Origin of the sequence: Psychrobacter nivimaris, assembly GCF_009812035.1 — a bacterium.
In the GTDB taxonomy this organism is placed as follows: Bacteria; Pseudomonadota; Gammaproteobacteria; order Pseudomonadales; family Moraxellaceae; genus Psychrobacter; species Psychrobacter nivimaris.
This window is the reverse complement of record NZ_VZIZ01000031.1, coordinates 28031-53416: the sequence shown is the minus strand read 5'-3', so window position 1 is coordinate 53416 and position 25386 is coordinate 28031. Positions and strand designations below refer to the sequence as shown.

Below are 25386 nucleotides of genomic sequence, written 5' to 3'. Positions count from 1 at the left end.
TGTCAAATTATCGCTAAATACTGTCAATTCGCCATACCAGTCATGTATTTATTCAAGACAGCTCATAGTAAGTTGAATGCCATCATGGTGATGGATATTTAATTATATAACCGCCTGTTTTATCCGCCGGTCAACTTATGACTCATCTGATGTATAACATGATGATAGAAGACCGCAGTAGTTGAGGTTGTAGAATAATAGTAAACGCAGCTGATATTAATATTGTCAGTGATAAGCGCTATGCAAATAGTCCGTATTACTGACGAGATACGCGGGTAAATACAGACAACTACAGTCCATTCTTGGTGGCCAAGCACATGAGACTTAGACAACAAATAAGTCGATGCAGAGACTTTAACTGCTTAACTTAAATAAGTAAGTTAACCAGTTAGTTTACTCCTAGCAAACAGTGCCACCTTGAGACAGTACTAGGAACATAAATATGGAAGGTTTAGTTAACTTAGTAAATGGAATTATCTGGAGCCCAGCGCTGATTTATCTCTGCTTGGGTGCCGGTCTGTTCTATTCCATTATGACGCGCTTTGTACAAGTACGTCTATTCGGTGAGATGATCAAACTCCTATTCACTGGTAAATCTAGTGCACAGGGTATCTCATCATTTCAGGCACTTGCCGTCTCACTCGCCGGTCGTGTGGGTATGGGTAACATCGCTGGGGTAGCTGCTGCTATCGGCTTCGGTGGCCCAGGTGCCGTATTCTGGATGTGGGTCGTAGCTTTTCTAGGCGCATCTACAGCCTATGTCGAATCTACTCTTGCTCAAATTTATAAAGAAAAAGATGTGGTAACTGGCGAATATCGCGGTGGCCCAGCTTATTACTTTGAACGTGCCCTTGGTCAAAAGTGGTACGGCATCCTCTTCGCAATCGCTTCTATTTTATCATGTGGTATGTTCTTACCTGGTGTACAGGCGAACGGTGTTATCAGTGCATTTGCACAGGTAATGGGCGAAGGTACGATCATGAACGTTGCAGGCCTAGAAGTTGGCTCTATGCGTTTGGTCGGCTTGGCTATCATCTTAGTCGTGCTAGGTATCATCATCTTTGGTGGTATTAAGCGTATTGCAACCTTTACTGAGTTTGCAGTACCTTTTATGGCATTAGGTTATATTGCCCTAGCGCTAATCATCATGTTCAGCAACTTCAGCTTGATTCCAGATGTATTTGGTATGATCGTTGGTGATGCATTCACTGCACAAGCAGGTTTTGGTGCTGCTATCGGTTGGGGTGTGAAACGTGGTATCTACTCTAACGAAGCTGGTCAGGGTACAGGTCCTCACGCTGCTGCTGCTGCTGAAGTTGAGCATCCATCACAGCAGGGTCTCGTTCAGGCATTCTCAGTATATGTTGATACATTACTAGTATGTTCTGCTACTGCATTCATGATCTTGTCTACTGGTATGTACAACATTCAAGGTACGCTACCAGATGGTCAGTTCATCGTACAGAACGTTGCTGCTACTACTGAAATCAATGCTCCTGCGTTCACGCAAATGGCAATGGAATCTGTATACGGTACGTTTGGTAATGCCTTTATCGCAATCGCTGTATTCTTCTTTGCCTTTACAACGATTTTGGCTTACTACTACATCGCTGAAGTAAACGTCGCTTACTTAACACGTTTCCTCGGTCGTAGTGCGAACAGAACTGGTCTATTCCTAGTGAAAGTGCTTATCATGGCGATGGTTGCTTATGGTGGTCTAAACTCAGCTGGTTATATCTGGGCAATCGGTGATATCGGTGTTGGTCTTATGGCTTGGCTTAACATTGTTGGTATTCTTGTCATCTTCATCGTGGCTCGTCCAACCCTTACTATGCTTAAAGACTATGAAGCTCAGCGTAAAGCTGGCGTAACTCTCTATAGTTTTGATCCTGCTAAATTCGGTATCAAAAACGCACCGTATTGGGAAGAGCGTCATCTAGCACAGCAAAAAAGCATGAACGCTGACCCATTACGTAAAGATAAAGTGTAAGTCGATTTAGTAAGATTGCTCCTTAATCTTATTGAATAAAAAAAAGCCCGAGACCATGTTCTCGGGCTTTTTTGTTTGGATAGTTTTCTACACCACTACAGAATAGCTTACCGAGAAAACATCAAAACCTACGTTCATACAAACTGATTTAATACCTTAAAGCTACCCTTTTATTTTCTAAAGTTAAGCTGTCTTTGAAATAATATATGACAGTCACCTTATTTTTTTTCATCCTCTCTTATAAATCTTACCTTAGTGTTTTATGACCTTATTTTTATTAGGTAGCCGTACCAGTATAGGTAAACTACAGTTCCCCTATTTTTAATTCATAGACGTAAAAAAGCCTAGCGCAATGGCCAGGCTTTCTTTAATTTATAGATTATGAATCTACATATAATAAATAGCTTATTCAGGCATTAATACTGCATCGATAGTGTGGACCACACCATTGGTTGCCATGATATCTGTACCAGTGATATTTGCTGTGTTACCAGTAGCATCAGTAATTACGTTGTCTTCACTAATAGTAATGGTTTTACCGTTCGCTGTTTCGATCTCAGTACCGTATGGGATATCAGCCGCTTTAACTTCCATTGCTAGTACATGGTAAGGAAGAACAGTTTTTAACAAGTCTGTATTGGCCAATAACTCTTCTTTAGTCACGCCTAATTTTTCTAGTACTGGCGCAAACGCATCATCAGTTGGGGCAAATACAGTATGCTTAGTTTCTTCCATTAGCATAGTATCAAGACCAGCAGCCTGTAGCGCAGCGGTTAGGATAGTTAGGTTTTCGTTCTCTGCTGCGATTTCAGCGATAGTTTGAGTCGCTTCCATATCCATTTCGGCCATTGGTTCTGCTTCAACAGCTTCTGTCTCAGCAACTGGCTCAACTGCCATCTCTTCAGTCGCTTCTGGTTCAGTTGGCTCTGCAACAGTTTCAGTATCGTTACACGCTGCTAGTGACATGGCTGCGGTTACAACTGCGATAGATAACAAGTTCTTCTTTAACATAGGTAATTCCTTTTTGGATAAATAATTGATTAAGGGATTTATTTAAATTAATAACTTTCGATAAATATAATGGCGACTAATGATTGATAAATGTATCAATTACTTAGTCATACTATTTGGTCCGTTATATTGATAGTTCTCAGTCTAACTGTTTAATTTTTAAATGGTATTTACTTAGGTAGCAACACTGTATCAATCACGTATATAGCATTGTTTGCTTGTATATCAGTTATTGCGATTTTTCAGACAAAATGATGTGGATTAACTATTTTCGGATTTTTATTTAAAAAATTCCAACCTAAATAGAAACTTATATAGATAAAGCTCTAAAGTCTAAAACAGCCATTGTCTGATAATGAAATCACCACAAACAATGGCTGCTTAGTCTTATAATAAATACAGTTGGTATGCCTCAGTTAAAAATTATTTAGGCAACAACACTCTATCGATTACATGGACAACACCATTGTTGGCAGCGATATCAGTCTTCACGATATTCGTTGTGCGACCGTTTTCATCCATTAATTTGCCTTCTTTGGTTACCATCAACGTGTCTTTACTAGCAGTCATCACGTTGCCAGGCTTCACATCTTTGGCATACATAGCCATATCACCCGCGATTACGTGATAACCCAATACTTTGGTTAATAGTGGCTTATTAGCGAATAGCTGTGCTTTGGTCATGCCTGTTTCTTGCAATGCTTGCATAAAGGCAGCATTGGTTGGTGCAAATACCGTATAGTGAGCGTTAGGGTCAGACAACATATCGACTAGACCTGCTGCTTGTACCGCTTCTACCAATACTGAGAAATCAGGATTGCTTTGCGCAATTTGTACAACATTCATCTTAGCCGTACTCTGACTGTGCATTGGTGCTTTCATATCACCCGTCTTTGCTGGCATCATATTATTACAAGCACTTAGACCTGCAATTGAGATAGCCAATGTACCGATGGTGGCAATTTTAGTAAGTTTCATAACATTTTCCTTAATGATTTGAATTTCTTTGATTGGTATTGTTTCAACTATGCTATTACTGTCTTACAGATCATCCTGCCTGCTAATGCCATTTGCTCAGCGTATTGCACTGCTAATACCGATACTGTTGATACAAGTTATTGCTAATAAATGAGCCTGTATTTATAAGTAGGACTTACTAAGACCTTGTATTTCTGAAATTAAATTAACATGTAAGCAATCTTTATCAACCTGACTTTGCGCAATTTTTTGTGGTATGGGTGTAAATTCTGTCTGACTTCTGGGCGTTCCCGTTGGCTTTCATTTGCAAAAGAAAAGCTTTATGTAACCCCTTAGCGAAATGATATTCATTTGTGCGTATCTGCTTTATGAAATAGACTCTGATGTCTTACTTTGTTACTTAGCTCTCCTCCTATTTATCTATTGCCAAAGAGGAATATGCAGTATCCCTATGTAGCAAACTTTTCATGCTAAAATAATGCAAATTTGCGGTCCTCTTCGTGAGACCCTGCACGCTACTGGTTTGTTATTCCTTCTTTTTTTAATAATTACGATATAAGCAGCACACCTATGATTCCAACGACGACCTCACCAAACGATTCTCATATCGATACCGCCTCTAGTTCCTCATCCGCTAATGACTTTATATTAACACCACCTGCTGTATTTCCGTTTAAAGAGCAGCAACTAACCGCTCGTGCCCGTATTACTGAGCAGATGGCATCACGCATTTTGATGTTAGATGGTGCGATGGGTACGCAGATTCAGACCTATAAGTTAGAAGAAGCAGATTATCGTGGTGAGCGTTTTGCTGATATCGACCAAGATGTACGCGGCAACAACGATCTACTGGTACTGACTCAGCCGCACATGATTAAAGACATTCATCACGATCATCTGCTAGCGGGTGCTGATATCATCGAGACCAATACCTTTAACGGTACGCGTCTGTCGATGGCTGACTATGACATGCAGTACCTAGTGCCAGAACTAAATAGGACAGCAGCCAAGATTGCTAGAGCAGCGGCGGATGAATTTACCGCAAAAACGCCTGAGAAGCCGCGCTTCGTTGCGGGTGTTGTTGGCCCGACTTCACGCACGTGCTCACTATCGCCTGATGTCAATGATCCTGCATTTCGTAATATTACCTTTGATGAGTTGGTACTCAACTACCGTGAAGCGACTTTGTGCCTGATAGAAGGCGGCGTCGATATTATTTTGATTGAGACGATCTTTGATACGCTAAATGCCAAAGCGGCGATATTTGCGATCACTGGTGTATTTGACGATATTGGCTTTGAGTTGCCAATCATGATTTCGGGTACGATTACCGATGCGTCAGGTCGCACGCTATCTGGTCAAACAGCTGAGGCGTTTTATAACTCTATCCGCCATGCAAAGCCTCTATCCGTTGGATTTAACTGTGCGCTTGGTGCTGATGCGCTGCGCCCACATATTCAGACATTGTCAAACATCGCTGATACTTACGTCTCTGCGCATCCAAACGCTGGCCTGCCCAATGAGTTTGGTGAGTATGATGAAACCGCTGAAGAAACCGCTGCCCTACTCGAAGGGTTTGCCAAAGCAGGTATCTTAAATATCGTCGGTGGCTGCTGTGGTACAACGCCCGAGCATATCCGTCAAATCGCTAAAGTCGTGGCGAACTATCCGCCGCGTGTCATCCCTGAGATAGCACCTGCCTGCCGCTTGTCAGGACTCGAACCATTTACCATCAACTCTGATAGCTTGTTCGTCAATGTCGGTGAGCGTACCAACGTCACAGGCTCTAAAAAATTCCTACGTTTGATTAAAACCGAGGCCTATACCGAAGCACTCGATGTCGCGCGTGATCAGGTCGAGGGCGGCGCGCAAATCGTCGATATCAATATGGACGAAGGCATGCTTGACTCCAAGCAAGCGATGATTCACTTCGTCAACTTGGTTTCAGGCGAACCAGATATCAGCCGTGTGCCACTGATGATCGACTCATCTAAATGGGACATTATCGAAGAAGGTCTTAAACGTACGCAGGGTAAATCGGTCGTCAACTCTATCTCGCTAAAAGAAGGCCATGCTGAGTTCGTTGAGCGAGCCAAATTATGCATGCGTTATGGTGCCGCGATTATCGTCATGGCATTTGATGAAGACGGACAAGCGGACACCTACGAGCGCAAAATCGAGATATCCAAGCGTAGCTATGACGTACTGGTCGATGAAGTGGGCTTCCCTAGTGAAGACATCATCTTTGACCCCAATATCTTTGCAGTCGCCACAGGCATCACCGAGCACAACAACTACGGCGCAGACTTCATCAACGCCACACGCTGGATCACCCAAAACTTGCCCAATGCCATGGTCTCAGGCGGCGTGTCCAACGTCTCCTTTAGCTTTCGCGGCAACCCCATCCGTGAAGCGATCAACTCGGTGTTTTTGTACCACGCGATCCAAAACGGCCTCACGATGGGCATCGTCAACCCTGCCATGCTCGAGGTCTATGACGACATCCCCAAAGAGGCGCGCGACGCCATTGAGGATGTGATGCTCAACCGCAATCAAGGTGAAACTGGTCAAGATGCGACTGAGCGTCTGATGACGGTCGCTGAAAACTACCAAGATGGCGGCAAGAAAAAAGACAGTACTGTCGATATGAGCTGGCGCGAAGGCACGGTAGAAGAACGTATCGCCCACGCACTGGTCAAAGGCGTGACGACCTTTATCGAAGCGGATACCAAAGAAGCATGGGAGAAGTACCCTAAACCGCTAGAAGTCATCGAAGGGCCGCTCATGGACGGTATGAATATCGTCGGTGACCTATTCGGTGCTGGTAAAATGTTCCTACCGCAAGTCGTAAAATCTGCCCGCGTGATGAAGCAGTCTGTTGCGTGGCTAAACCCATATATCGAAGCGGAAAAAGTCGAAGGCGAAGTCAAAGGTAAAATCCTAATGGCAACCGTCAAAGGCGACGTGCATGATATCGGCAAAAACATCGTCGGTGTGGTGCTTGGCTGTAATGGCTATGATATCGTCGATCTGGGCGTCATGGTGCCATGTGAAAAAATCCTCGATACTGCCATCGCAGAGAAAGTTGATATCATCGGTCTGTCTGGTCTAATTACTCCAAGTCTCGATGAGATGGTCTATGTCGCCAAGCAGATGCAAGAGCGCGGCATGACACTACCATTAATGATCGGCGGTGCAACGACGTCGAAAGCGCATACTGCTGTCAAGGTCGAGCCGCAATATCAAAACGATGGCGTCATCTATGTATCGGACGCTTCGCGCTCAGTCGGCGTGGTGACCAAATTGCTATCAAAAGAGCATCGTCAAGCACTCATCGATGAGACACGTGAAGAATATGTTAAAGTGCGTGAGCGTCTGGCTAAGCGTCAACCAAAAGCTGCCAAAGTCACCTATGCCGAATCGGTCAAGATTGGCTTTCAGTACGACTGGGAAACCTATGTGCCACCAGTGCCAAATAAGCTAGGACAAGTCATATTGGATGACTATCCAATCAGCAATTTGCTACCTTATATTGACTGGACACCATTCTTCATCTCTTGGGGCCTGACCGGTAAATACCCGAAAATATTGCAAGATGATGTGGTCGGTGAAGCAGCGCGCGATCTGTTTGAAAATGCCGAAGAGTTACTACAAAAGATGATTGATGAGAAATCGATCGTAGCCAAAGGGGTGTTTAAACTCATGCCTGCTCGCCGCACTGGCGCAGACACCGTGACTGTATATGATAATGACCCACAAAATGGTGGCAGCCCAGCGTATCAGTTTGAGCATTTACGTCAGCAAAGCGACAAGGCAAGTGGTAAGCCAAACTTTAGCTTGGCAGACTTTATCTCGCCATCAGAGACGCATACCGATCACTTAGGCGGCTTTACCGTCTCAATCGTCGGTACAGAAGCGCTTGCTGAGCAATATAAAGCAGCAGGCGATGACTATAATGCCATCATGGTACAGGCACTGTCTGACCGCTTAGCCGAAGCCTTCGCCGAGCATTTACATGAGCTCATTCGTAAAGAGTACTGGGGCTATCAGCCGACCGAGTCACTTACCAATGATGAGATGATCAAAGAGAAATACGTCGGTATACGCCCTGCGCCTGGCTACCCTGCCTGTCCTGAGCATACCGAAAAAGGCAAATTGTTTGATTGGCTCGGTACGGTCGATGCTATTGGTACGACGCTAACTGAAAGCTATGCGATGTGGCCTGCGTCATCGGTCAGCGGATTCTATTACTCGCATCCTGATAGTGAGTATTTCAACGTCGGAAAAATTAGCCGTGATCAGTTAGAGAGTTATGCTGAGCGTAAAGGCTGGGATATGAAGACAGCTGAGAAGTGGTTAAATCCGAATTTATAGTCGATTGGCTAATAAAGTTATAGAAACCTGATAGTTATTTTTTGGCTTACTTATTTAATATGGGTAAGCCATTTTTTATGGCGCATCCTTTATTTGTTATCAGCAAACTTATCGCTACGTTCATAGCAAAATACTTTTATCATTTACTGACAAGAACCATGCTAGATTATTGTCTACTTTATTATTTTGAGACAGCTATGAATCAGATTGCATTACTTTCTAGTTGGATTGGCAAAACTTTTGCAATTTGGGCATTGGTCAGTGCTGTTTTGGGATTTATTTTTCCTGCATTTTTTGCCTCGTTGGCTTTTTTAATCGTTCCCATACTTGGCATCATTATGTTTGGGATGGGCATGACACTCAAAACGGAAGATTTCCTAGAAATTGTCAAACGACCAAAGCCTGTACTGGTAGGGCTATTAGCACAGTTCACGCTCATGCCTTTGATCGCTTACCTATTAACGGTCATCTTCAACCTTGATCCTTTAATCGCAGTCGGTGTTATCTTGGTAGGTTGTTGCCCGGGTGGTACTTCTAGTAATGTGATTACGTTCTTAGCCAAAGGCGATGTAGCTTTGAGTGTGGCTATTACTTCTATCTCTACCCTGCTTGCACCTTTTCTGACCCCTATTCTATTAAACGTATTTGCCGGTCAGCTGATTGATATTGATTTGGCCAGTATGATGATGACCATTACTAAAATCGTCATCTTACCTATTTTATTGGGTGTTATCTTCCATAAGTTTTTGGGTAAAAAGATCGAGTTTGTCACCGAGGTATTGCCGATGATATCGGTATTGGGTATTTCTATCATTATAGCGGCGGTGGTAGCCGTGTCTAAAGCGACCATCTTAGATAGTGGTGCGATCGTCTTTATAGTCGTTGCCTTACATAATATGATGGGTTATACCTTAGGATATGGAATCGCTCGCTTGTCCGGCTTCACTGAGAAACAACGCCGCGCCATTATGATTGAGGTGGGCATGCAAAACTCTGGTCTGGGCGCTGCCCTTGCGGCGACTTATTTCAACCCTGTCGCTGCCTTACCTAGTGCAATATTTAGTGTATGGCATAACTTTAGTGGTGCATTGGTTGCTAATATCTTTGCCAAAAGAGATGCTCGTTAAGTGATAGTTTTTATTACTATTATCCTGATAGTGAATACTTCAACGTCGGTAAAATCAGTACCGATCAGCTAGAAAGCTATGCTGAGCATAAAGGCTGGGATATAAAGACTGCTGAGAGGTGGTTAAATCTGAATCTGTAGACCGTTGAAAACTTTCTATTAGCAGACTTTAATCGTTCGATATTGAAGATAATCAAGTCTGTTGAAGTAAGTGTACGCATTTAGCAAAACACCACTACTAATTTGTCAGCAATCAACCAAAGCATACTATCTAAATTTAAAGTCCCAAACATGGACTTTGCTAATGCCAGAAGTTCTTTTTTGCACTTTTTGAACGAAATCATACTGAATGCCAACTTCAGCAACTGGTCCTGTATTCTTATCTATTGCAAACCAAATCATTCCCAATGCTTGTGGTTTTGGGCCTATAGGCATTAACACTAGGTTTTCTGATGATCTTAACTCTTGATGAGCTTCGAAAACACTTAAATAAGTACGGACTGGATCATCTGCTGGCGCTATATGAATATCTGCATTATGCGTATCTAATATCTGATAGTTATTCCTAATAGTGTGATTCTCCCATCCTACATTAAAAGGAGGTATCCCAATAATCACAGCTTTATTGTCTTCAATCCTAATTTCATCAGAACCGAGAAAACCTGCTAATCTGTGCGACTCATAACCTATGCTAATTAAATATCGCTTATCTTTATGTGGAAGGATTTCACAAAAGCTAAGATAGTCAAGTCCGTTACCATCTTCTGATAAAAAACTATTAGTTTGTAGATTCGATCCATCTTTTGTATTACCTTCAGCGTATCCTTTTGGTTCAGAATAAGCTATATGCGCAAAAGTCAAAATATCATTACATGACTTTAAAAAATGGTAAAGTTCAGGAAGATCAAATGTAGAGATGTCAATCAATAGATGTGATTGACTGTCTTCTTTACTTTGGATAAATTTATTCAAATCAGTAACTGATACTTCTTCGTTATCTAGATAGAATTTAGGAGTTCCCGTTTGAAGATATATAACATTGAATACATATATATTTTTATTATATTCTTCAAATTTGCCACCTAAGAATTTACATCTGTCGTCAATCTCATAGTGATTACCAACTATAAGACAGTCAATCTCATCTAGAATACTACACCAGTTATCACCTTCTTTATGTTCATACCAATTGCTGCATTTCATTAAAATAGCTCCGCTTGTGTATCAGCTTTGAAGCTAATGCTGTTATTATTTTTTTCCATCGAGTCTCTATACTTTATCCATTGCTCATTATTAGCATTAAATAGAATATCTAACTCTTCAGAAGAGAACTTTTTCTTGTGCATCTTTCTATATGAGATACCAAAGGCAGGAGCGTAAATAGGATTGAGTTGGTAATCGTATTTATTAATATCAATATTGTTCTTCTCTTTAGTGACTTCATGCTGAATAAGTACGTTCCAGCATAGAGCTTGGTTTAAAACTTTCTGCATTTGTTCGTCTAAAGAATCTGTCACTATACCAAAATGGTTGATTTCTGGTTCTGTTATTGGAGTTAGTTGATGCTTTATTCTAAACAACTCACCAAGTCTCTGAACAATTATATTCAATCTTTGTCCCATTGGAGCAAACGAAGTTACTTCGTTCAACAGCTTTGCACTAGTTATATTTGCAGCTTTATGCATCGTATCGTTCGATATATTAAATAAATCATCCAACTCTAAATTTTGTTGTCCATCTTTTGATTTCAGATGAAGTTGAAATGTTTGATAGCAAAGTTCAAGAAAATGTCTAACATTGCTGGAACTAAGGATCATAAACCTATCAAATCCACTATAGATTGGAATATTATTATAAGCAGAAGTTATATTTAATTTAAATACACCTGATGGAGCATAGTGACGAATCTTCTCTTCTAGACTTTTTTCTTCGGCGTCAGATAGGTTGTTTAGTAAATATCTATCGATTGAGTTTGGTTTAAAGTTTCTTTGCCCTTTTATAGCTACCAATGCCACGGCTAGATCAGGTTTTAGCAAGACTCTCTGAACTAACTCTTCTTCTAAGCCATCGTCCGAAGTACGGAGTTCCTTGGATAAACGACTTAGAAAGCCACTATTTTCCTTAGAATAAGATTTGATTATGCTACTTACAGTATGATGAACAAGCATATTTTTTACATTTTCAGAAGATTGTTCAAAACTACATTCAGAATATTTTATCTTATCAATAGCTACCATCAGTATTTTAGAAAAGAAATTATTAATATCTAACTTGTTAGAATCCTCAATAATTTGATCAATATTAACTTCTCTATAATCATTCTGTTTCTGAAGCTGTTCACTATTCTGACTATTTGTGTGTACATAATTAGATATCTCGGCGTGAGCCTTATAGGCGACATTCCAACTTATAAAACCATCTGAATGCTTCCTTAACGCATTTATGAAAGCCTGCTGATTCAAAGTAAAGTTCTCAAATTCATCAATATAAATTTTAAACGAAGTGTTACTAAATAATGAGTAGCTCTTCAATTTTTCTAGAATTGTCCTTATTAATAAATTTGGTATTAATGATTTCAGCATATTTCCAGACAATATATTGCTATATATTGTCTGAAACAACAGGTCAAGTTCAAAAACTACATTTTTTATATCATTAACTTCAATATCATATATGCGACTTATCAGTGCAATAACTTCCTTCTCTAGATTTATCTCTTCTGCTTCTAATGGAAAATGATTAATTGTATTCCGAATTAAACCAATGATTTCTTTGGTTATTTCTATGGTTATTAAAGATTGAAAAAAGGCGTCTTCTAAAATTGGGCTCAAATCACGCCTTTCTATTGCTCTAGAGAATATAGTATCTGGTTTCCAGTAGAGAACTATATTTTTTAAATCATCTATTTGAGCGTTCACACCATCACCGAACTGAGTCCAATGTGAGAAATACCTTAAATACATTGTTTTACCAGATCCTCGACCACCTACTAAAGCAATTGAATGTTCGTAATTTAAAATGTTTACTTGCTCAAAAAATGGTGGTTTAACGAAGCTTGATAATACGCTTCTGTTATTTACTTTAAACTCAGTACGAGCAACAGATAAATTAGTGAGTAATTTTTCAACAGTTGTCATAACCTACACTCTCCTAGCAGCGAGTGGATACATTACATTGCACCCATCAGGGTTTTCTGTAGTTGGCTTATTATTATCATGATAAATTAATGGCACCGTCAAATTAGGACAACCCCATTCAAACACGATGGAAAGCATAGCATTTGTCCATCCTAACCAAGCATTTTTTCTTATAAAACTGTAAGAGGATTGCATTTCTATGAAAAGCTCTTCGATATCTATCTTCATTATATCCAAGTCAAATGTTTGTAAGAAATCGCTTAAAGAATGATGCTTTGATAACTTAGAGTCTTCTTCTATTATCTCAGATGGTAAAACTCTTAGATTAGGGAACTCAGATTTTAAGTTGTCTATACCAGTATTTGTTGCCATCAAAGGCATATATATTAACGGCATTTGGTTAGCATCATCAATTTCAATAAGTTCAAAAATTTCATGATCATTAAAGAATTTTGCAGCTTGAGTACCTGATCCTAAGAAATCATCTATAAAAACTACCATATTTTTAGCTTTTATACTTTCTTTCACTTCATCGATATTTTGAAGTATACGTAGATGATTTATGACTTTAGATGATAGTCGTCTTAGAATAGTGTTACTCGATTGAGTCACACTACTAGTTCTCTTATCTATACAATAAAAATGTATATTGGCAAACGAATGTGAACTTATTATTTTGGAGTATCTTATTAGTCTCAACCATTCTTCAAGGCTATCACTCTTATAAGGACTTACTTCCTCGTAAATATTTTTAATATCCTTAGATATTTTTCTAGCAAAGGCACTTTCCATCATTTCATAGTTTCTATAAGTAATGCTCTGCAACAAAAAAACTGAAATAAATCTATGCGATAGTTTATTTTGAAATGTCTTAAGCCATTTTTCAATATCTCTAATTTTAATATGACTTAAACCCTTAGATACTAAGAAACGATGCTTAGCAATAATTCTCGCTTCTTCATCTTCAAGAATGTCTTCATAGTTGTCACTTCCTAGGTAGTGATCTAGTTCGTCAAGATTTGTGATTGTTTGCTCCATGCTAAAGCCCTAAAATTTTACTATAGCCGATACCATGTAAAAAATGGTACAGTGCTGATGAAATGAATTTCAAACAGTTTATGTTCATTAAGCTTAACGAACAAGAAGAACATATTTCTGTACGAGCAACATAATGAATAGAGATCTAGTTTACTTTACCCGAATTAACATACAATTGTTAATTAATATTAAATATATATTATACGGCCAACTATACTTAAAAAACAAATTTTGGACTGAACATGGAACTTATGGGTAATCTGAGCAAGTCAGATAAAGATTTGGGTCAGGTTGATACTCCTCCTCATATTGTGCAGTCTTTAGTATCACTTCTTCCAAATAAATATGATTTTTTCGCTGACTTGGGGGCTGGTTTGGGTAACCTTTCGGCGTTACTACCGATATCAAATGGAATTTTGGTTGAAATTGATGTTGATAGGTTTAAACAACTAGAAAGAACATTAAGTAAACTACATAAACCTATCCTTGCTGATGTTTTGGATGAAAATTTCTATTTGAATGAACATCTTCCTTCAAACAAAAAAAATTTATATATCAGTAACCCTCCTTTCTGTCGGAAAAAAACTAATTATAGTTTCGATTACTTCTTAGAACTAAACTCTAATTCAAGTTTCAAGCAGTTAGATATAGCCTTCTTAGACAAAGTAATGTCATCAATGAACTGTAAATCTTCTTTGATGTTTATAATTTCCGCACCTTTTGTAGCTTTTGAGAAATATTTTCCTCAACGGAAGAAGTTTATCAATAGTTTTGACAGCTTATCGGTGATAAGTTTGGATGATAGTATATATGAGAAGACTGAAGTTCAATCCTATGCTGTTATAGCTCATAAAAGATCATCGAATGAGTTTAAACACAGAATAAGTCTAAAGAAAATGGACGCTTTTGGTGGAATCACTGACCAAATTCTAGTAACTAGAAATGAAGCTATGAAAAGCTTATGCTTCGAGTATCACCATAAACTAAAAATTATTAATAGTTTGGTAGATAGCAACTGTAAGACAATAGGCGACTTAAACTCTTCTTTAGTACGTGGGAGTCATAGTAAACTACATTTTGACCACCTAGATTTAGAATCTATTCATACTACGGATCTAAAAGAGCCTTTTTTATTTTTAAATAATAAGCAACAATCTAAAATTTTTAAAAGTGCGAATATTAACGATATTTTGATACCAAGAGTAGGAAAAAGGGCATTGAATAGAGAGTCTATTGTGAAAGAAGGTAATCAAATTTTTACAGACTCTGTTTACATGCTGTCTAGCAAATCTAAAGATGATAGCAAAATAATTTGGAATAGTGTTTCAAGCGAAGTAGGGAAATTGTGGCGTAGCATGCATGCTCAAGGTAAATGTGCTAAATACCTTACTAGAGAAGCTATACTGAGTATGCCTATCTTATAATTTCTTTCTACGGCTTGTAAACACAGACTAAATCAACTTGCATACTCGAACTGTCCAAAACTTATCATGAAATCTAATGATTCTTATTGTTTAAATCGTTTCTACTCCGCCGACAGCGCTCAGAACAATAAATCACCTGCTCCCAATCCTTTTCCCACTTCTTGCGCCACGTAAATGGGCGCTGACAGACTGGGCATACTTTTTGCGGTAGGTTTGCTTTTTTGTGTGCCATGAGCTTCCCTGCGTCACTTTGTATAGTTAATACTAAATAAAATGGATACGTTATTTAATAACGCGAAACTGGTATAAATTTTTCTGGCTTGCTGTGCCTATGCCGACAGAGGCTGCAAAAATCATATTAAAAACTAAGCATCCCAGTCCCGCTGTATCTTTTTCATATTGGACTGAATATAGTATAAAAGGCTGGGTTAAAAACCCAGCCTACAACCAACGCGAAATTTAGATTTAAATTCTTACTTTTGATGATCTAACCCTTCATACTTTTTTACGCGGCGGCATTGGTCGGAACAATAGACCATACTCTCCCAGTTTTTATCCAACTTCTTCGCCCAACTAAATTCGCGCTCGCAGACAGGGCAGAGTTTTTTGCGGACGTTTTTCTTTTTGTGCGCCATACGTTTCTCATTGGTTTGTTTAACATAGTCGAATCAACTGCCACGACTATACATCAATAACTTATCGCTATAGCCTATTAATTATAAGTTCTAATTATCATTATTGCTTATAAGCGTTAATCGTCAGTATCAATCATAGTCATCAAAGATTTTGTTTAGCCTGTTGAGGCTATTGACGATTAACTTACCAGATTGATCGGTGCTGGTATCAATCGCCAGCTTCTCATCCATCCGCATCGTCAGTGGCGTAAGCGCTTCTTTAAGAGCTGTTGCCATCAGCGCGGTCTGTTGATGAACATCAAGCGTATCGCTGTCTGCCGTTTGGTTCTCATCATTCTTAAGCAGGCTCTCTGTTAAGCTATTAGACAAACTATCAGCCATTTTTTGTGCCAGTTGCTCAACAGCATCCACCAGCTGCATCATCAGCGCTTTTTGCGCGCCTTGATTTTGTTTGAGATACTCGCCTTCCGCCTTTTCAGTATTGTGATTGTGCTTATATATTTGTACCAGTTGACTCACGCTTTTCTCAAAGCTATGGTCGATACTGTCGCTGACGACTTTGGCATTGTTAATGACGCTATCGGCAAGGATTTTCTGTGCTTCTAATTGAGCGTTTAGCTGGGCATCGAGTTGTGCTTGTTGTCCTGCTTGTCGTAAGCGGGCGATTTGCTCTGGGTCATTTTTCGTTAAGTATGTCTCAAACTGGCTACTGATGGTATTGAAGCCACTAGCCAAGTCGACCAACTGGGCAACGATACGCGCGCCAGTATCACCGTCTTCACCGCCCATGGCTTTATTACGTAAGAAGTCGGCTTTGATTTGTGCCCAACGCTCTTTTTCTGCGTCAGTCAACACACCGCGCATCTCGCCAAGCTTTAGAAGGTTGCTCTCTGCGCCTTGGGTCAATAGCTGCGACTCACCCAAATAGTGATCGTCTATCAGCTGGTTCAGCTCGTTTTCATTCATGACCGCCGATAGCTTTTCGGTCATCTTATTCATATTGCGATAACTGCCTTGCAGCTTAAATATCGGCTCGACACGGTATTTATCATCTTGTGATGCTGAGGCAATATAGGCTTGGTTGACGTCCAGAATGACTTCTTGCACCCTAAACATATGGCGCAAGATAGCGATAATTTCGTTAACTTCTGAGGTGCTATACGGATACGTCAAATCGCTGCTTTGTGCTTGTGCTAGATTTGCATTGTCCGCTTTCGCTATTTTAATGAGACGATGGACATCCGCTAGGTCTCGGTTGGCCAGTGGCGCGAGAACGGTGTTAGAAGTGAGCGAGTTTTCAATATAACTGAGTGCAAACACCTCTTCCATGCCGCTCATAATATCGCCTAAGTTGTAGATATCGGCACGGTTGGCAAGCATGTCAGGGACTTTGAAGGCCTCACCGCTTTCGGTATACGGATTACCTGCCATGACCACGCAGAACTTTTTGCCACGCATGTCATAGGTCTTGGTCTTACCTTGCCAAACGCCATCGATACGGCGTGTACCATCACCCAACGAGATAAACTTCTGCAAAAATTCTGCATGGGTATGCTGAATATCATCGAGATACAGCATGACGTTGTTACCCATCTCAAAGGCCAAGTTGATTTTATTCAGCTCTTCTCGCGCAGTGGCATTGGGTGCTTTTTCGGGATCTAAAGACGTTACGTCGTGACCGAGTGACGGACAGTTAATCTTCATAAAGATAAGGCCGAGACGATTTGCCACGTACTCCATTAAGGTGGTTTTACCATACCCTGGTGGCGATATCATCATGAGGATACCCATCAGATCGGTACGCTTATCCTCGCCCACCGTGCCCATCTGCTTGGCAAGGTTATCGCCGATGAGTGGCAGGTAGCTCTCGTTAATCAGACGGTTACGCACGAATGAAGACAGGGGACGCGGCATAAACTCGTCCAGTCGCAAGGTTTCTTTTGACGTGTGCAATATCTCTGAGCGCATCGCCAGATAGCGTCGATAGTCAGGAATCACTTGGGTATCATGGTGATGCAAACGGTTTAAAAAGTCATCAACGGCAAAGGTTAGGGTTTGCTGATGAATACGTGTATGCTCACCCAGTAGATTATTCACTTGTATTTCAAGTGACACCTTACCCGTGTGACGCGCAAAGCTTTGCACTTGATTGAGCGGATTATTGATACTGGTCAGCGACGTTGATGATGACGTTGAAGGTAAGGAGAACGATAAGGTGGAAGCGGCATTAGCTGTGCCTTTATTTGCGCCGCCTTTATCAAAACTCGCGCCTGAATCAATCAATCGTTGCACCAAGGCTTCACGCTGCGCATCATTTAGTTGAGTGAGTAGTACAGCAATGGCTTCTGGCACATAATGACGACCACTCTCTAGTTGCTGTTTGCGTAGTGCCTCTTTTTCTTTACTCTCAGAAAGCTGCGCTTCACTGAGTGCCTCACCTGCTTCATTGGTGCCATCAGTCGCTACGTTAACCGACTCTGTCCCACCATAAGTCTTATCAAGTAGTGCATGAAACCATGTTGCCAATAGCTCATAGGCTGATTTGGGTTGGAAGCCAAGCTTACCGATAGAAGATTGTAGTTGGTCAAAACTGGCCGTATTTTGCGTGCTGCCCGAAGCGCTATTCAACGTTTGGCTTAGCTGCTCACACAACTGCTGTGCTTGTTGACTAGTTTGCCAGTTTATTGTGCTGTTTGCGCCTATATTGGTTTCAGCCGATTGCCCCATGACGCTCACCAAGTATTCACAAGCAAGCTGAACGTAGCTTGGTTTGAAGATATTGGCGTTATGAACATCACTGGTATTTGAGTCCAGTTCTGACCCTGATTTAGATGTGGACTGCTTGCCAGCGCCATTATTAATGCCAGTACCGTTATCAGCGCTAAGACTGTCATCATTATGAGCCATAACAAAATGACGCATCACTTGGCTCATGTCTTCAACCAATAGCGATTTGGCCGTATCACTGCCTAATGCACGGCGCAGTTGCTCAGCGGTAGCAGCTCTATCCGTCCAGTTATTTGCGCGTGTCAGCACTGATTCATTTAACCAAGCGTCATAACCAAATTGACGCAAGCTGTCTAGACCAAGTGCTTGTACAATGTTTAGTTGCCAATAGAATAATTGCGCCAACGCACGTACTTGCGGGGTATAAATCAGTAGCCCTGCCTCACGCAACGTTGGCAATATTTGCATCAATAATAGCGTGGCATCATGGTCATGAATGCCTTTGTCATAACCAAGCTGATAGCGAGGTGTGGCATAAGCTTTGACCAACTTGGACAATGGACTGTCGTTATCAATGTCGCCATTAATGTCTAGAGTAATAACAGTTGCATCGTAGGCTTGATATAGGCGCGCTTCAGTCAAACCCTCCTGGCTGTTCTTAGCACTTTCGATAATGCTATAGGCTAAGTACTCGGCGCGGTACACCTTGTCAGACTCGGAGGCGATATTCATGTCCCAATACGGGCGCAAGGCGTTTAGCTCAGCATTATTAAGCACTTCATAATAATCTGTACCCGTTAGATGCAAATTCAGCACACGCTTGCCGTCTGACTGTTGACGACTTAATAAGGTCAAATCAAGCGGCTGAGTATTGACCGAAAAACGGTGCTTACCCAGTTTGATGATTTGGCCACCATCTTCAAACAAGTCCGACTTGTCTTTTAGACTCTTATAGCTCTCGATTTGGATGGCTTTTAGACGCGCATCGATGTCATCAGCTTTGACGCTAAAGCCCATCGCTTGCAGCTCTTTTGCGATGTTGCGGACTTTTTGCACCAGACCATCAGCGGCAAAATACGTATTTAACGCTTCTTCCTCTGTAAAGCCTGTGACGCCTGTGCTTTGCGTGCGTTTTTTAATACTCTCAAGCATCCGCAGCGCGCCATCACCTAAATTTTGCGCTTTGCGATTACGAGCATCAAGCAGTTGCTGCTTATGGTTTTCAAAGGTTTCGTAAATCTCTTCACGCTTGCTGATGATATCTGCTAAAAACTGGTCGCCACTATTGGTTTCTGGATCAGCGAACTGACTCTCTAACTCTTCTAACTGTACCAATAACTTTGCCATTTGCTCGTCTGATTTCTCAGGCGTATTGGCAATGGATAACGCATTGGCAATAGATTGACCAAACAGCTTAAACTGCGCACCAAATTGCGCGACAGCCTCCGCTGAGCCTAAATTTTTGCGTTTATGATTAAGCTTTGCTTTGCTTTGGTTCAGGCTGGCATAAATGGTCGATATGTCATCGATAATTTGCGTACGCACTGTAGCATCAGCTACATCTAGCGTCCCTAGCAACTCGGTTAATAAATCTAACCCTTGCGCTGTCTCATCAATTTTTTCTAGTACGGGTTTTAGCTCAGCATTGGTTTCAGCAGTATTCAAGCGCTCACTGACATCGACCAATATACCTTCGTAACTTGATAGCGCCTCTTCACCACTTAAAAACAGCACCGTTTTTTCGGCAAGCTCGCTTTCGGCTTCTTCTAACTGCTTTTGCAGCGCTTGTAGCTTATCGGCATCTAGATATCGCAAATCCTCCAAGCTGACCAAACGGCCTTTTTGGCGTCTTAACGCTGACAACTGATCGACATAATCACTGGCAGACTCAAAACTAGTAACGCGTATCTGCCGCAAAATCTCACTTTGCTGCGTATCAGCATCGGCTAGCGCAGTTTGGGTTTGCTTTTGGATACTTTGTACTTTGGCGAACTCATCGATGACAAGCTCAGCCGTGGCCGTCACTTCCTTGATACTACTGGCGACTTCGCTCAGCTCAGGCTCAGACAGCCAATAATAGCTGTCAAAGAGACGACTGGTATTGTCAGCCAACTCTTCATAGAGCTTTTGAGAGACACTTTGATTATCAATCAGGCGAGTAATGCTATACAGGTCTGAGATACCACGTACCAGCTCTTTATTGCCGATTTTGCCATAGAAGCTCGTGCTTTCTGGCAGCTCACTCACATACTCGTGTGAGGCATAAGGGGTATGCCATATCTGCATCGGGTGAATACGAGATGGCTCATTTTGATCGCTAAACAGCACCAAACGGCCATTCTCAGCCAAAGCCATACCGTTGCAATAGATAGGGTTTGCTAATTGCTTTTTAATCAAATTATAAGGAAACAACCCCGTGACGCCCAAGTCTCTGTCATAAAATAAAAATAGAACGTCTTCCCCATTTGGCGATATGATTTTGCGTTTGAACTTTAAGTCTTTGGCGTCCACATTATTGGCATCAAACAGTTTATATTCGCCCGTTTGCAGATAGTAGCCACCCGGAAATATGATGCCGTGGTCTTCTGGTAGCTGCACACACGATTGTCCAATCGCATCCAAACGCAGCACCGCTTCGGTCAAGGTGTTATAAACAAAATAACGGTAGTCCTCTTCACGATAGGGCAATATTTTGAGCAGTATTAAACTGCCCACTTTGGCATACGCAATCTCAGCATCCGTCAGCGACTGGGTACGGTCATTAACTGGTTCGCTATAAATACCCTGACCGGATTGCGTATTGTCCTCAATCTTAATGGTCAAATCACCACCAACCGTTTCTACAAATATCGTGTCTAAGATATTCATATGGGGATACTTGCCATTCACCATTTGATCGCGTGTGGTCTCAATCCAGTCAAAATCATAAGCAGGCGGCAGTTCAATGTCACGCTCGCCTCGATTGTCCACATAAGCGACTTGTGCCGACTCTGGCGTACCTTGGCTAAAATCTAACGCAAAACGGAACACTCGAATATCAGTGATGCGCTCACCAATCTGAAATGCCAATAGCAATTTGCTGTCTTTCACCGTTATTTGAATCAGGCGCGTTTGCTTGTAATATCGATACAGCTCATTGAAGTCTTGGACAAAGGCGTCTTGAGCCAAAAAAGTGCCTTTTAGGTCAACCTCTTCGAGCTGATACTCTTCTTCATTACCAGCTGGCTCGTTCAGACGATATAACGACAATACATCCTTAACATTGCTCGCACGTTTGAGTCCCATAAAAACGTTGTAGCCAAAAAGTAGATATTCGCCTACTTGCACCATATCCTGCGCCACACAGTTATGTTCGGTACGGATACGCGTACGGGCGATGACTTGCATTTGAGTACTGCCGAACTCTTCAAGGCGTGCAGTATTTAGCGTGGCCGTCTGTTGCTCTAAACGAGCACCTTGTTCTGTCAAACGTTTTTTGATGAGCTCATAAGCATTGCCCGAGGCAACCGCCTGATCAGTTTGGCTTGCTTGACTAGCATTAGGGTTGTCATTGCTATCTGGAGTGGTTAGGTTTTGCGTGTCCGCCATTGTTGCTCGTCCGTTTCTGTTTTTACATAATAAGAGAATTTTTTGGCAATAAGGAAAATAAGAAGTTATTTGAGATAAAGATCATCGAAAGTAAAGAAGCACTTGGCTAATCTAAAAAAACGATTCATCACTGCGGATTTTTTAGATTAGCCAACTCATTATTAATAATAAGTTGGCTATCGCTCTATGAAGATGTATAGAACAAGTTGGTTAGATTCAGCCTGCCTCCTAAATGACAGGCTAGTTATCAAGGGAGAAATGCATTAATCTTGGCGCGTGTCTTCAATCTATAAAGACATGTCTTAATATTAAATGGTTTTATCATCATTTTGCTTGGTTGCTTTCATAGCTTGACTAGCCATCACGCCATTGATAATACCGCTCAACGTATCTGACTTACCGGCTAGGCCATCGATGGCTTTGCCGATAGATAGTGACTTGGCAAAGTTATCAAAGAAATGCGCTTCGCCGCCAACAATATCAATTTTGGCTTTTTGTAGTGCCACTGCCAATACTTCAGCATTTTCTTTGGCAATCTCTTTACCAGCATCAATAGAAGCAAGTGCTTCTTGCAAGGCTGTCTCAAGACTCATGCGGAACTCTTCGTGCTCACGCGCTTCTTTATTCATACTACCCATTGCATTGAATTTCTCGACTAGACCATCTGCTTCGGCTTGGAAATGCGCGCGAGTGACTTCGGCTTTTGCCAGTCCAACTTCGCGTTCTGCTTTGGCATTAGACTCACCGCGTGCTGCGATGATTTCAGCATCTGCCATGCCTTTTTCGCGTTCAGCCTTGGCAGTAGATTGACCACGAGCAGCAATAATCTCTGCATCGACCATACCGATATCACGCTCAGCTTTCGCCTTAGATTCACCGCGAGCCGCGATAACCTCAGCATCTGCCATACCTTTTTCACGCTCTGACTGCGCTTCAGCTTGTCCAGTCGCTTTAATAATATTGGCTCTAGCAATGCCTTCTTTTTCCATAGAGACCGACTTAGCTTCTTGGATAGCAGCTTCAGCAAAGCCATGTGCAGACTCTTCGGCTTTAATACCTTCAGCCATTCTGATTTTGGCTTCTGACTCTTTGGCAGAGGCTTCAAGGTTAGCCGTAGCAAGCGTAGTGATTTCAACGGCTTTATGCTTGGCTGACAGCTCTTCGGCTTCGGCTTTTTTCACCTGACGTACTTTGATTTCTTCAGCATCCGCTTCAGCAGCTAGCACGCGTGTTTGCTTAGAACGCTCAGCCTCACTAACTTCGCGAACTTCTTTGATACGCTCTTCTTCTTGCGCCACTGTTTTGTCGACCGCAATACGCTCGCGGATGACATTGGCGATTTCTTTTTTCTCAAGTTCAATCGCACGTTCAGCCTCGATACGTTGCAAGTCAACTTCACGCTCACGAGAGACGATTTCTAAGTCACGAGCACGCGTAACCTTCTCTTCTTCGATGACAACTGCACGCAGACGATTTTGACCTGCTACTTCAATTTCACGTTGCTGATTCTCTCGCTGAATCGCTAAGTCCTGCTCAACCATTATGACGGCCGTTTCTGACTTCTTACGCTCTTCTTCTTCAATCTTACGAGTTTCAGCCGTTTCACGAGCAATCACTGACGATATTTCACGCTTTTGCTTGGCTTCAGCATCGGCTTGTTGACGCTCAAGCTCTAGCATCGCCTCTCTGGTTTCAACGTTCTTTTTCTTAACCGCTAGCTCTTCATCACGCTCCAGCTCATTGGTAATAACGTTTTGAAAAGCCGTTAGTTGAGTAATCTTTTTGATACCTTCAGCATCTAGAATATTACTTGAGTCCAACGACACTTTCGGTGTTTGCTCTAGATAATCGATTGCGACATCTTCTAAGACATAGCCGTTTAGATCGTTACCGATTTCTTGAACGATACTGTCACGAAACTCGCTGCGGTTTTCAAACAATTTAACGAAATCTATTTGCTTACCAACTGTTTTTAGCGCCTCTGAAAACTTGGCATTAAACAGCTCATTAACAGCGACTTTATCTGAGGCTCTCTCAACTCCAACCGATTTGGCAACTTTTAATACATCTTCTTCGGTTTCATTGACACGTAGATAAAATGCGACTGTAATATCAGCACGCATATTATCGGCGCAAATTAGTCCTTCTTTACCGCGTCTATCAACTTCTAACGTGATGAGCGAGATTCTCATCAGCTCTTTTTTATTAATAACTGGCCAAACAAAGCCACCATCAAAACGTACGGCTATTTTGCTCACACCGTTGATAATTAGTGCTTTGCCCTGCTCAACCTTGAAGTAAAAGGCTTTGAGCATCAACAGTGCTGCCATAATAAAAACAAACGCCAGCACCACAACCACGCCGACGATAATGAGTATGTCCATGTTTATTCCTTTAATTGAAACATTCTATAGTCAGTTCTATATCTATCAGATGCTCGGTCCGGCTTGCTCAACTACTCTATGTAGCAGTTTCACTTGCCTTTCTCATATCTAAACTAGTTGAACCAACAATAACTAAATTTAAAACCGTTCGTATGATGTGAAAAATAGAGATTTTTTAGCTCAATATCTGTTTATTGTTTATCAGCGCTTATCTAATTTTCGAGTTTACTCTATGCTAAAAGCGATGATAGAAAGTCGTATCGACTAAACGATTTATAATTATTTATCTTCAACACGAGCGACTTGATAGGTATGTGTTTCTTCTAAATACGCGATCAACATCACTCTATCGCCCTTTTTCAGTAAGCTAGTACTGTTGTCTGAACGAACCTTGAGTATCAAACCTGCACCGCCATCATTCAATTCTGCCTCACCGTGCTTGTCCGTCACACTAAGTGTGCGCACAATCGCGATTTTGCCTACATTATTAGCAGAATTACGTTTGGGGATTCTGGCAATATTTTTGCGAATGGGTGAAATGATCATGCCTGTCAGCCACATAGAAACGACCAATACGAATATTAGTGCCCCTGTGCCAAACACGTAATACAGAACACCAGAGTCAAAATTTTGATGTAAAAAACTGGTATACAAATAGCTCAACAACCAACCGATTAAACTAATTAAGCTTAATATAATGACTAAAGGCACACCGTAGAGACCAAACTTCAACATGAGACCTGTAAAAAAACCGGTCGATGATAAATCAGAGACAGCAGCATCACTACCTGTCTCTCCAACATCCACGCTGTCCATATCTGCCATGCCGAGTAAAGATACTACCCAATATAGAGTAACGAACATCACAAGACCGGTGAAAACAATCGTTGGATATAAACTTATTTTGGTGATAAACACGAAAAAAGCCTCTTGCATTACGCGGGTTCTCCCTTTGTGAACCTAATCTTCTATTT

Annotated in this window: 14 protein-coding genes and 1 pseudogene; 5 read left to right on the top strand and 10 right to left on the bottom strand. The window is 41.4% G+C overall.

Annotation, left to right across the window (positions count from 1 at the left end):
• Positions 1 to 442: 442 nt before the first annotated feature.
• The gene (locus tag FQV37_RS11430; protein ID WP_160023099.1) at positions 443 to 1990 is read left to right on the top strand and encodes an alanine/glycine:cation symporter family protein; all 1548 of its coding nucleotides are present in this window, start codon (positions 443 to 445) and stop codon (positions 1988 to 1990) included.
• Between the two features lie 405 nt (positions 1991 to 2395).
• Here FQV37_RS11430 and FQV37_RS11425 read toward each other — a convergent pair whose 3' ends face one another.
• On the bottom strand, positions 2396 to 3001 hold the full coding sequence (locus tag FQV37_RS11425) for a fasciclin domain-containing protein (RefSeq protein ID WP_057758535.1): 606 nt from the start codon (positions 2999 to 3001) through the stop codon (positions 2396 to 2398).
• A 423-nt stretch (positions 3002 to 3424) separates the two neighbouring features.
• Positions 3425 to 3979 (bottom strand): fasciclin domain-containing protein, encoded by a 555-nt coding sequence (locus FQV37_RS11420; RefSeq protein WP_160023097.1) that lies wholly within the window; start codon positions 3977 to 3979, stop codon positions 3425 to 3427.
• 717 nt (positions 3980 to 4696) lie between these two features.
• Between FQV37_RS11420 and metH the strand changes: the two genes are divergently transcribed.
• The 3 genes and pseudogenes from metH to FQV37_RS14270 all read left to right on the top strand — a co-directional run.
• The gene (metH, locus tag FQV37_RS11415; protein WP_420877018.1) at positions 4697 to 8353 is read left to right on the top strand and encodes a methionine synthase; all 3657 of its coding nucleotides are present in this window, start codon (positions 4697 to 4699) and stop codon (positions 8351 to 8353) included.
• Between the two features lie 197 nt (positions 8354 to 8550).
• Positions 8551 to 9480: a bile acid:sodium symporter family protein gene (locus FQV37_RS11410; RefSeq protein WP_160023093.1), complete on the top strand. Its 930-nt coding sequence runs from the start codon at positions 8551 to 8553 to the stop codon at positions 9478 to 9480.
• Between the two features lie 8 nt (positions 9481 to 9488).
• A pseudogene (locus FQV37_RS14270) lies at positions 9489 to 9620 on the top strand (vitamin B12 dependent-methionine synthase activation domain-containing protein); the annotation flags it as partial.
• Positions 9621 to 9746: 126 nt separating this feature from the next.
• Here the strand turns inward: FQV37_RS14270 and FQV37_RS11400 are convergent.
• Genes FQV37_RS11400 through FQV37_RS11390 form a run of 3 tightly spaced genes read right to left on the bottom strand, consistent with a single transcriptional unit; the run spans position 9747 to position 13654 of the window.
• On the bottom strand, positions 9747 to 10682 hold the full coding sequence (locus tag FQV37_RS11400; RefSeq protein WP_025652140.1) for a hypothetical protein: 936 nt from the start codon (positions 10680 to 10682) through the stop codon (positions 9747 to 9749).
• Positions 10682 to 12616 carry an ORC-CDC6 family AAA ATPase gene (locus tag FQV37_RS11395; protein WP_025652139.1) on the bottom strand — a complete coding sequence of 645 codons (1935 nt, stop codon included), beginning with the start codon at positions 12614 to 12616 and terminating at the stop codon, positions 10682 to 10684. Before FQV37_RS11395 ends, FQV37_RS11400 begins: the two co-directional genes overlap by 1 nt.
• Before the next feature lie 3 nt (positions 12617 to 12619).
• Positions 12620 to 13654 (bottom strand): phosphoribosyltransferase-like protein, encoded by a 1035-nt coding sequence (locus tag FQV37_RS11390; protein WP_025652137.1) that lies wholly within the window; start codon positions 13652 to 13654, stop codon positions 12620 to 12622.
• Positions 13655 to 13896: 242 nt separating this feature from the next.
• Here FQV37_RS11390 and FQV37_RS11385 point away from each other — a divergent pair, with 242 nt between their 5' ends.
• Complete coding sequence (locus FQV37_RS11385; RefSeq protein ID WP_025652136.1) at positions 13897 to 15078, top strand: hypothetical protein; 1182 nt, start codon at positions 13897 to 13899, stop codon at positions 15076 to 15078.
• Positions 15079 to 15151: 73 nt separating this feature from the next.
• Here the strand turns inward: FQV37_RS11385 and FQV37_RS11380 are convergent, their stop codons facing one another.
• The 5 genes from FQV37_RS11380 to FQV37_RS11360 all read right to left on the bottom strand — a co-directional run bounded on the left by FQV37_RS11380 (position 15152) and on the right by FQV37_RS11360 (position 25348).
• Entirely contained in the window at positions 15152 to 15310 is a 159-nt protein-coding gene (locus FQV37_RS11380) for a DUF2256 domain-containing protein (RefSeq protein ID WP_084212305.1), read from the bottom strand.
• A 241-nt stretch (positions 15311 to 15551) separates the two neighbouring features.
• Positions 15552 to 15713 (bottom strand): DUF2256 domain-containing protein, encoded by a 162-nt coding sequence (locus FQV37_RS11375; protein ID WP_084212304.1) that lies wholly within the window; start codon positions 15711 to 15713, stop codon positions 15552 to 15554.
• 129 nt (positions 15714 to 15842) lie between these two features.
• Positions 15843 to 22028, bottom strand: coding sequence for a DNA repair ATPase (locus tag FQV37_RS11370; RefSeq protein ID WP_160023091.1), 6186 nt, complete (start codon positions 22026 to 22028; stop codon positions 15843 to 15845).
• A 308-nt stretch (positions 22029 to 22336) separates the two neighbouring features.
• Complete coding sequence (locus tag FQV37_RS11365) at positions 22337 to 24412, bottom strand: flotillin family protein (RefSeq protein ID WP_160023089.1); 2076 nt, start codon at positions 24410 to 24412, stop codon at positions 22337 to 22339.
• Between the two features lie 279 nt (positions 24413 to 24691).
• The gene (locus FQV37_RS11360; protein WP_160023087.1) at positions 24692 to 25348 is read right to left on the bottom strand and encodes a DUF1449 domain-containing protein; all 657 of its coding nucleotides are present in this window, start codon (positions 25346 to 25348) and stop codon (positions 24692 to 24694) included.
• Positions 25349 to 25386 lie beyond the last annotated feature (38 nt).

Coding starts and splice junctions, on each gene's coding strand:
- FQV37_RS11430 (WP_160023099.1), top strand. CDS start 443: ATGGAAGGTTTAGTTAACTTAGTAAATGGAATTATCTGGAGCCCAGCG.
- FQV37_RS11425 (WP_057758535.1), bottom strand. CDS start 3,001: ATGTTAAAGAAGAACTTGTTATCTATCGCAGTTGTAACCGCAGCCATG.
- FQV37_RS11420 (WP_160023097.1), bottom strand. CDS start 3,979: ATGAAACTTACTAAAATTGCCACCATCGGTACATTGGCTATCTCAATT.
- metH (WP_420877018.1), top strand. CDS start 4,697: ATGGCATCACGCATTTTGATGTTAGATGGTGCGATGGGTACGCAGATT.
- FQV37_RS11410 (WP_160023093.1), top strand. CDS start 8,551: ATGAATCAGATTGCATTACTTTCTAGTTGGATTGGCAAAACTTTTGCA.
- FQV37_RS11400 (WP_025652140.1), bottom strand. CDS start 10,682: ATGAAATGCAGCAATTGGTATGAACATAAAGAAGGTGATAACTGGTGT.
- FQV37_RS11395 (WP_025652139.1), bottom strand. CDS start 12,616: ATGACAACTGTTGAAAAATTACTCACTAATTTATCTGTTGCTCGTACT.
- FQV37_RS11390 (WP_025652137.1), bottom strand. CDS start 13,654: ATGGAGCAAACAATCACAAATCTTGACGAACTAGATCACTACCTAGGA.
- FQV37_RS11385 (WP_025652136.1), top strand. CDS start 13,897: ATGGAACTTATGGGTAATCTGAGCAAGTCAGATAAAGATTTGGGTCAG.
- FQV37_RS11380 (WP_084212305.1), bottom strand. CDS start 15,310: ATGGCACACAAAAAAGCAAACCTACCGCAAAAAGTATGCCCAGTCTGT.
- FQV37_RS11375 (WP_084212304.1), bottom strand. CDS start 15,713: ATGGCGCACAAAAAGAAAAACGTCCGCAAAAAACTCTGCCCTGTCTGC.
- FQV37_RS11370 (WP_160023091.1), bottom strand. CDS start 22,028: ATGGCGGACACGCAAAACCTAACCACTCCAGATAGCAATGACAACCCT.
- FQV37_RS11365 (WP_160023089.1), bottom strand. CDS start 24,412: ATGGACATACTCATTATCGTCGGCGTGGTTGTGGTGCTGGCGTTTGTT.
- FQV37_RS11360 (WP_160023087.1), bottom strand. CDS start 25,348: ATGCAAGAGGCTTTTTTCGTGTTTATCACCAAAATAAGTTTATATCCA.